General features: G+C 63.8%; 9 protein-coding genes and 1 pseudogene. 7 read left to right on the top strand and 3 right to left on the bottom strand.

All coding sequences use genetic code 11. From position 1 onward, the window contains the following. Window positions 1–111, bottom strand: a pseudogene (locus EN749_RS39040) (GntR family transcriptional regulator); the annotation flags it as partial. A 76-nt stretch (window positions 112–187) separates the two neighbouring features. Then, a complete protein-coding gene (locus tag EN749_RS26235) occupies window positions 188–790 on the bottom strand; it encodes a TetR/AcrR family transcriptional regulator (protein WP_127268976.1) in 603 nt (200 codons plus the stop codon). Window positions 791–890: 100 nt separating this feature from the next. Here EN749_RS26235 and EN749_RS26230 point away from each other — a divergent pair, with 100 nt between their 5' ends. Then, window positions 891–2,342: an MFS transporter gene (locus EN749_RS26230; protein WP_128364250.1), complete on the top strand. Its 1,452-nt coding sequence runs from the start codon at window positions 891–893 to the stop codon at window positions 2,340–2,342. A 6-nt stretch (window positions 2,343–2,348) separates the two neighbouring features. Here the strand turns inward: EN749_RS26230 and EN749_RS26225 are convergent, their stop codons facing one another. Beyond that, window positions 2,349–3,365, bottom strand: a complete 1,017-nt coding sequence (locus tag EN749_RS26225) for a polyprenyl synthetase family protein (RefSeq protein WP_127272280.1) — start codon at window positions 3,363–3,365, stop codon at window positions 2,349–2,351. Between the two features lie 203 nt (window positions 3,366–3,568). On the opposite strand from EN749_RS26225, the gene EN749_RS26220 reads away from it, so the two are divergent. From EN749_RS26220 to moaB, 6 genes are all read left to right on the top strand, one after another. Next, a complete protein-coding gene (locus EN749_RS26220) occupies window positions 3,569–3,793 on the top strand; it encodes a DUF2007 domain-containing protein (RefSeq protein WP_063167652.1) in 225 nt (74 codons plus the stop codon). Beyond that, window positions 3,793–4,593 carry a methyltransferase gene (locus EN749_RS26215; protein WP_128364249.1) on the top strand — a complete coding sequence of 267 codons (801 nt, stop codon included), beginning with the start codon at window positions 3,793–3,795 and terminating at the stop codon, window positions 4,591–4,593. The genes EN749_RS26220 and EN749_RS26215 overlap by 1 nt, the downstream gene beginning before the upstream one ends. A 79-nt stretch (window positions 4,594–4,672) precedes the next feature. Beyond that, complete coding sequence (locus EN749_RS26210; protein ID WP_023808666.1) at window positions 4,673–5,536, top strand: S49 family peptidase; 864 nt, start codon at window positions 4,673–4,675, stop codon at window positions 5,534–5,536. A gap of 128 nt (window positions 5,537–5,664) precedes the next feature. Continuing rightward, window positions 5,665–5,850 (top strand): hypothetical protein, encoded by a 186-nt coding sequence (locus EN749_RS26205; RefSeq protein WP_127811025.1) that lies wholly within the window; start codon window positions 5,665–5,667, stop codon window positions 5,848–5,850. 20 nt (window positions 5,851–5,870) lie between these two features. Next, complete coding sequence (locus tag EN749_RS26200; protein ID WP_128364248.1) at window positions 5,871–6,770, top strand: 4-(cytidine 5'-diphospho)-2-C-methyl-D-erythritol kinase; 900 nt, start codon at window positions 5,871–5,873, stop codon at window positions 6,768–6,770. Further along, on the top strand, window positions 6,757–7,311 hold the full coding sequence (gene moaB, locus EN749_RS26195; protein WP_127811027.1) for a molybdenum cofactor biosynthesis protein B: 555 nt from the start codon (window positions 6,757–6,759) through the stop codon (window positions 7,309–7,311). Before EN749_RS26200 ends, moaB begins: the two co-directional genes overlap by 14 nt. Window positions 7,312–7,440: the final 129 nt, after the last annotated feature.

The following is a 7,440-nucleotide window of genomic DNA, read 5'->3' as shown; positions in this document are numbered from 1 at the left end:
GATATGATCCTGCCGAAGCCTGGCCCCCGGCTCGATCGCGCCCGAGATGATGCGGTCCGCCAGAACCTTGCTGATGCGCACCGCGATGGTGTCGTCCGTGCCCTTTGCCATGTTTTATAGATAATTTGCGGCAGGGCAGCTTGTCGAGCCAATTGCAGTCGAAATCGCGAGGCGCCAGAAGCAAGACTCAAGGCTGTGAGACGAAACCGTCGAGCGCAGGCATCGCCACGGTGACCAGGTCATGCAGCCGCTTCTTCGGCACCCCGTCGCGCGCCTGCACTGAGAGGCCAAATAACAGCGTGGTGTAGTAGTCGCCAAGCGCTTCCGGATCGGTATCCGGCTTGAGGTCGCCGTCGCGAACACCCTTTCTCAGGCGCTCCACAATCAATGCATTGCGCGCCAGTCGGCGCTCGGCCAGCCAATGCAGCACGCCGTCATTTTCGGTAGCGCAGTTGGTGGCGGCCGAGACAACCATGCAGCCCTTCGGCAGATCCGGCCTTGTGTAGATATCGATCGCATCGCGCAGCAGCCGCTCGACAAACCGCCGAGCGGTTGGTTCTTCGGCAAGGGCACCGGTGGCGAAGCTTCCTTCGCTGGTTTCGTAGAGAACAACGGCTTCGCGAAACAGATCCTCCTTCGAGCCAAAGGCGGCATAGATGCGCGCCGAGGCCAGGCCAAGCATGGAGACGAGGTCGGCCATCGAGGTGCCCTCGTAGCCGCGCATCCAGAAGGCATCGCGCGCTTTCTGCAGAGCCTGGGCTCTGTCGAACTCCCTTGGCCGTCCCGCCATCGCAACCTCCATTTCTTTATCGATCCACAAATAATCCGCTTGACTCAAGATTGCAAATTCAATTCTTTGTCGATCGATAAAGAATCGAAAGGAGACTGGCATGAGTTCACTCGATCAAGGGCTGCCATTCGGCGCCACTACGACACAGGGAGGGATTGGCGCGAAGCGCGGCGCCACGCTGGCATTGCTCGCCTTCGCCCAGCTTATCATCGCTCTCGACATCAACATCGTCTTCGTGGCGCTGCCCGAAATCGGGGCTGGGCTGGGCTTTTCCGGCCAGACCTTGCAATGGGTGGTGAGCGCCTACACCGTGTTTACCGGCGGTTTTCTACTGTTCGGCGGCCGCGCCGCCGACCTTATCGGTCAGCGCCGCATCTTCATCTTCGCGCTCTGGCTCTATGCGCTTTCGTCGCTGGTCGGCGGCCTCGCCTGGTCGCCGGAAAACATCATCGCTGCGCGTGCCGTGCAAGGCATCGGCGGCGCTTTCCTGTTCCCGGCGACGCTCTCGCTGATCAACCGCCTGTTTGCCGAAGGACCGGAACGCAACAGGGCGCTGGCGGTGTGGGGCGGTGCCGGCGCGAGCGGCCTTACCCTTGGCTCACTGGCCGGTGGAATCCTGACAGGCGCCTTCGGCTGGTCGTCGGTCTTCTACGTCAATGTGCTGCTGGCTGGCATCGCCATCATCGCCGCATTTGCCATCATTCCGCGCGATCCCAAGCGGCACCAGCACCGCAACTTCGATCTGCCGGGCGCGCTGACCGTCACCGCAGGCGCCACATTGCTGGTCTTCACGCTGGTCCAGGGACCTGAATATGGCTGGGGTTCGCCAGCGATCATCGCCAGCGCCGCACTGGCAGCGATCTTCATTATCGCCTTCGCGCTGATTGAGGCGAAGAGCGCTGACCCGCTGATGCCGCTGCGGCTGTTCCGCAATCGCAGCCTCGTCGCCGGCATGACGATCACCTTCCTGTTCATGGGAACGTTCGGAGCCCTGCCCTATTTCCTGACCGTGCTGTTGCAGACCGTACATGGCTTCACCGCCCTGCAAACAGGCCTGGCGTTCCTGGTGCCGTCGATCGCCATCGCCGCCGGCACGCAGCTTGGTGAACGCCTGGCGACGCGCTTTTCTACACGCTCGACCCTGGTCGGCGGCATGATAGTCGGCGCAGCCGGCACAGCGCTGATGGTCCTTGGAGCATCAGCCGACAGCAGCTATGCCGCCATCGTTCCCGGCCTGATCATCTCCGGTGTCGGACAGGGCATCGTCTGGACCGCCATGTGGATCGCGGCCGCGTCGGGCGTGGCACACGACGAACAGGGCGTTGCCTCGGGAATGGCCTGCACGACGCTCAACATCGGCAACGCGATCGGCATGGCGACATTGATCGCGATCGCCAACAGCCATGTCGGCGGATTGACTGGCGATGCACTGAAGGCCGCGATCGCCGACGGCATACAGATCGCCTTCTGGCTGGCGGCGGCGGGCATCTTTGTCAGCCTGCTGGCCGCGTTCGCTTTGCCGGGAAAGGCGAAGCAGCGGGCAACCGGGTGACGCCGCTCAGTTCACCCGGCTGATGCAGAAATCGATGACGTCGATCAGCGCCGATTTCTGCGGCGTCGCTTCCAGCGGCGCCAGCGCGTCGCGGGCGATCTCGCCGAAATGGCGGGCTCGTCCGATCGTGTCGGCGATGGCGCCATGGCGAGTCATCAGGCCGATCGCCTTTTCCAGGCCGGCGTCATCGGTGACATTGTCCTCGATGGCACGCTTCCAGAAAGTGCGCTCGGCCTTCGTGCCCCGCCGATAGGCGAGAATGACTGGCAAGGTCACCTTGCCTTCGCGGAAATCGTCACCGACATTCTTGCCGAGATCCTTGCTGGTGCCGCCATAGTCCAGCGCGTCATCGATCAGCTGGAAGGCAAGGCCGAGATTCATGCCGTAGGAGCGCAGCGCCGCACGATCGTTGCGGGTCGCCTGGGCAATGACGGGCCCGACCTCGGCAGCAGCCGAAAAAAGTGCGGCGGTCTTGGCCTTGATGACGGCGAAATGCTCGTCCTCGGTGGTTTCGAGGTTCTTGGCGGCGGCAAGCTGCATAACCTCGCCCTCGGCGATGATCGAGGCAGCACTCGACAGGATATCGAGCGCTTCGAGCGAGCCGACATCGACCATCATGCGGAAAGCCTGGCCGAGCAGGAAGTCACCGACCAGCACGCTTGCCTGGTTGCCCCAGATCATGCGGGCGGTCTTCTTGCCGCGCCGCATGCCGCTTTCGTCGACGACATCGTCGTGGAGAAGCGTCGCCGTGTGCATGAATTCGACGGAGGTGGCGAGCTTGACGTGGCCCTCGCCGGCATAGCCGAACATCTGCGCGGCGGCCAGCGTCAGCATCGGCCGCAGCCGTTTGCCGCCGGACGAGATCAGATGATTGGCGACCTCCGGGATCATCTCGACGTCGGAGCCGGCCTTGGACAGGATCAATTCATTGACGCGCCCCATATCGGCCGCTGTCAGATCGATCAGATCCTTGATGGAGGCGGGCTCCCGCTTCCCGTTTTCGATGTTGAGAACGACACCCACGACAATCACTCCCGTCTTGGTATAGAGCGTGCGACGGCACCCTTAGTCCCTGCATGGACTCTAGGGCGGCGGACATGGCCACGGCAAGTGGCGAATTGGCGCGGCGTCGATGACGGAATGTCAACGACCACAGAGGGGACGGGGCTCTGCCTCGGAATCCCCTGCCCGTTTACATCAATAGCGCAAACTGCGAGTTTCATACGATGATAGAACTTGTCCGCACCAACGATGCCGTGATCATCTCCTTTGTGGAATCGCTGATGCGCGACGCTGGCATCGCCTGCTTTGTCGCAGATCAGAATATGAGCATTCTCGAAGGATCGATCGGTCTTTTGCAGAAACGCGTCATGGTCGACGCCGACCAGGCCGACGCGGCACGGCGCATCCTCAGGGATGCCGGCATCGCCAACGAGATCCGCGGAAAATAATGCCCGCCGCGCCCGCCGCCCTTGTTCCGGACACGCCGGCCCATACGGTCGACGCTTTCCATCGCGGCCGGTTCTGGCTCGTCCAGCCCAAGCAGGGCGGCCATCGCGCCGGCATGGATGCGATGATGCTGGCGGCATCCGTGCCATCGACCTTTGGCGGGCGCCTGGCCGATTTCGGCGCGGGAGCCGGAGCTGCCGGACTGGCGGTGCTGTCACGCTGCCCGGCGGCACAGGCGGTGCTTGTCGAACGCGCGCCGGAAATGGCGGCCTTCGCGGCGGCGACGCTTGCCCATCCCGGCAATGCCCATCTCAGCGATCGCGCATCCGTGCTGGTCGCCAATGTCACCGTATCGGGCCGGGCGCGGGCGGCCGCCGGCCTCGCCGACAACGACTTCGACTTCGTCATCATGAACCCGCCTTTCAATGCTCCCCGGGACCGCGCCACATCGGATCGCCTGCGAAAGGAAGCCCATGTCATGGAGGACGGGCTGTTCGAGAGCTGGATCAGAAGTGCGGCGGCGGTGGTGAGGCCGCGCGGCGGGCTCGCCGTAATCGCCCGGCCCGAACAGCTCGGCGCCATTCTCGATGCGATCGCCGGCCGCTTCGGCGATGCCGAGATGCTCGCCGTCCACCCTCGTCCCGATGCGGCGGCGATCCGCATCGTCGTGCGGGCAGCGCTCGGGGCGCGGGGAAAGCTTGCCATACGCCCGCCCCTAATGCTCCACACGCAGTCAGGCAACGGCCCCGACGAGCGCAGCGAAATGATCACCAACGGCCTCGCCTCGCTGTTCGGAGATTGAGCTATTCTGCCCGGCGACATTGCCGTTGGCCGGGAAATCCCTACATGCCTGCAACCCACCGACCGGAGACCGCGCCCTCGTGAAACGCCTTATCAACCGCCTGCTGCCGAAATCCTGGCGCTCCACCGTCGTCACCATTCCGGTCATCCGGCTGCACGGCACCATCATGGCAGGCGGTGGCCAGTTTCGGCCGAGCCTGTCGCTGGCTTCCACCGCCGGCCTCATCGAGAAGGCGTTCTCCTACGACGCGCCGGCGGTCGCCATCTCGATCAATTCGCCGGGCGGCTCGCCGGTGCAGTCTCGGCTGATCTTCAAGCGCATCCGTGACCTGGCCACGGAAAAGAACAAAAAGGTACTGGTCTTCGTCGAGGATGTCGCGGCGTCGGGCGGCTACATGATCGCGGTCGCCGGTGACGAGATCTTCGCCGATCCGTCCTCCATCGTCGGGTCGATCGGCGTCGTCTCAGCTTCGTTTGGCTTCCCGGAACTGATGAAGAAGATCGGAATCGAACGACGTGTCCACACTGCCGGCCAGAACAAGGCGGTGCTCGATCCGTTCAAGCCCGAGAAGAAGGAAGATGTCGAGCGGCTGAAGGCGCTGCAGCTCGAGGTGCACGCAACCTTCATCGACCTCGTCAAGGAGCGGCGCGGCACGAAACTGAAGGACGACCCGGACCTGTTCACCGGCCTGTTCTGGACAGGCATCAAGGGCCTCGAACTCGGTCTGGTCGATGCGCTCGGCGACATGCGAACGGTGCTCAAGACCCGTTTCGGGGCGAAAACGCAGCTCAGGCTGATCACGACGCCGCGCGGTTTCCTTAGCCGCTTCGGCCTGTTCGGCTCAAGCAAGGGCTTTTCAGCGCCCGATATTGCCGCGGCTGCCGCCAGCGGCGTGATCGATGCGGCGGAAGAGCGCGCATTGTGGTCTCGCTTCGGGCTTTGAAAACCCGGCAAAACCGTCTAGCATGAGAGCTTGAGTTTCATGCATGTCGTGTTCCCAAAAGCGGGTCGGCATGCATCAACCGACCCGACCGGCCGCCTTCGCCGGCCCAGCGTGGGAGGAGTTTTGGCATGCCGCAGATCATTTTCTTCGCCGTCGTTGGCGTTGCCGCTTATTTCGGCTACCGCACCTTCATTAGGGAAGCCGAGCGCGTGACCGCCAAGGTGCGGCGCACAGAAAAGCAGACGGCCAACGGCGCGATCGGCACTTTGATCAAGGATCCGAAGACCGGCGAATACCGGCTGGCCAAGGACTGAGCATCATCCCGCAGACGATTGTGGACACCGACATCGGGTCGCGTAGCTGGCACGCACACGCCAAAATCAATCTTGCGCTGCATGTCACCGGCAGGCGCCATGACGGCTATCATCTGATCGAAAGCCTGGCGGTGTTCACGCGTTTTGGCGACAGGGTCGAAATCGCGCCCGCCGACAGCGATGAGTTTGCCGTGTCCGGCCGCTACGCACCGGCCGTTCCAGTCGACGCAAGCAATCTTGTGCTTAGGGCGCGCGACGCCCTGCGACAGGCGGTCGGGCAAGAGCGCACACCGCCGGTTGCCATCCGGCTCGAAAAGAACCTGCCGGTTGCCTCCGGCGTCGGCGGCGGTTCGAGCGACGCGGCGACCGTGCTGCGCGGGCTGGTGGAGACATGGGCGCTGGACATCGACGGCGCAGAGCTGGCGCGGATCGGCCTTTCGCTTGGCGCCGATGTGCCGATGTGCCTGGCGGCAAAGCCGCTGGTAGCGCGCGGCATCGGGGATGAACTGTCGATGGTGCCGGATTTTCCGGCGCTTGGCCTGGTGCTGGTCAATCCAGGCACCCCGGTGTCGACGGCGGATGTCTTTGCAGCGCTTTCCCGGCGCGACAATGAGGCCTTGCCGCCGCTGCCGCGCGGCATCGATTTTCACAGCCTGCGCAACTGGCTGGAGATTACTCGCAACGATCTCGAGCCCGCGGCGCTGGCGATGCAGCCCGCCATCGGCAGGGCGCTTTCCTGGCTGAACAAGGCCGGATCGGGTTTTTCACGGATGTCCGGGTCCGGCGCCACCTGCTTCGGCCTGTTCGAGACCGGCAATGTCGCCAAGCGTGCCGCTGCCGAGATCCGCGGCCGCCAGCCCGACTGGTTCGTCGCGGCGACGCGCACCATCGCATCGGAGGGCGCAGATGGCCAGAATTGACGAGAGCCGCTCCTTCATTCCCGTGCGCATCGCGGTGCTGACCGTTTCGGACACGCGCAGCCTCGCCGACGACAAATCCGGCCAGACGCTGGCCGACCGCATCGCCGAGGCCGGCCATCTGCTGGCGGCCCGCAATATCGTCACCGACGACCGTGAGAAAATCCGCGACACAGTTCTGGCGTGGTCGCGGGATAAGAACATCGATGTCGTCATCACCACCGGCGGCACCGGCTTCACCGGCCGTGACGTGACGCCGGACGCGCTGGAGCCGATCTTCGAAAAGCGCATGGATGGCTTTTCGGAAGTGTTCCACCGCATTTCCTACGACAAGATCGGCACCTCGACGATCCAGAGCCGGGCGACCGGCGGCGTCGTCAACGCCACCTTCGTCTTCGTGCTGCCGGGTTCGCCAGGCGCCTGCAAGGACGCCTGGGACAGCATCTTGAAGGCGCAGCTCGATTACCGGCACATGCCCTGCAACTTCGTCGAGATCATGCCGCGCCTGGACGAGCACTTGCGGCGCGGCAAATCGGCTCCGTAAAAGCCGAGGCAAAGCGCCGGTTCCACGCCGCGTTCGCCAGGCAAAACAGCACCGGCGCCTTTGAAACCCCATTCCAAACCGGACCTCGGAAAAGTACCTTGTCTGAAGGCGATCATCGCCGTTCACGAC

The sequence above is a fragment of the Mesorhizobium sp. M7A.F.Ca.ET.027.02.1.1 genome (genome assembly GCF_004022985.1).
Lineage (GTDB): Bacteria > Pseudomonadota > Alphaproteobacteria > Rhizobiales > Rhizobiaceae > Mesorhizobium.
Note: the sequence above shows the minus strand (reverse complement) of the source record. Positions and strands in the feature narration are given on the sequence as shown.

Bases quoted from the DNA above. Each gene is read 5' to 3' on its own strand.
- EN749_RS26235 (WP_127268976.1), bottom strand. From the start codon at position 790: ATGGCGGGACGGCCAAGGGAGTTCGACAGAGCCCAGGCTCTGCAGAAA.
- EN749_RS26230 (WP_128364250.1), top strand. From the start codon at position 891: ATGAGTTCACTCGATCAAGGGCTGCCATTCGGCGCCACTACGACACAG.
- EN749_RS26220 (WP_063167652.1), top strand. From the start codon at position 3,569: ATGATAGAACTTGTCCGCACCAACGATGCCGTGATCATCTCCTTTGTG.
- EN749_RS26215 (WP_128364249.1), top strand. From the start codon at position 3,793: ATGCCCGCCGCGCCCGCCGCCCTTGTTCCGGACACGCCGGCCCATACG.
- EN749_RS26205 (WP_127811025.1), top strand. From the start codon at position 5,665: ATGCCGCAGATCATTTTCTTCGCCGTCGTTGGCGTTGCCGCTTATTTC.
- moaB (WP_127811027.1), top strand. From the start codon at position 6,757: ATGGCCAGAATTGACGAGAGCCGCTCCTTCATTCCCGTGCGCATCGCG.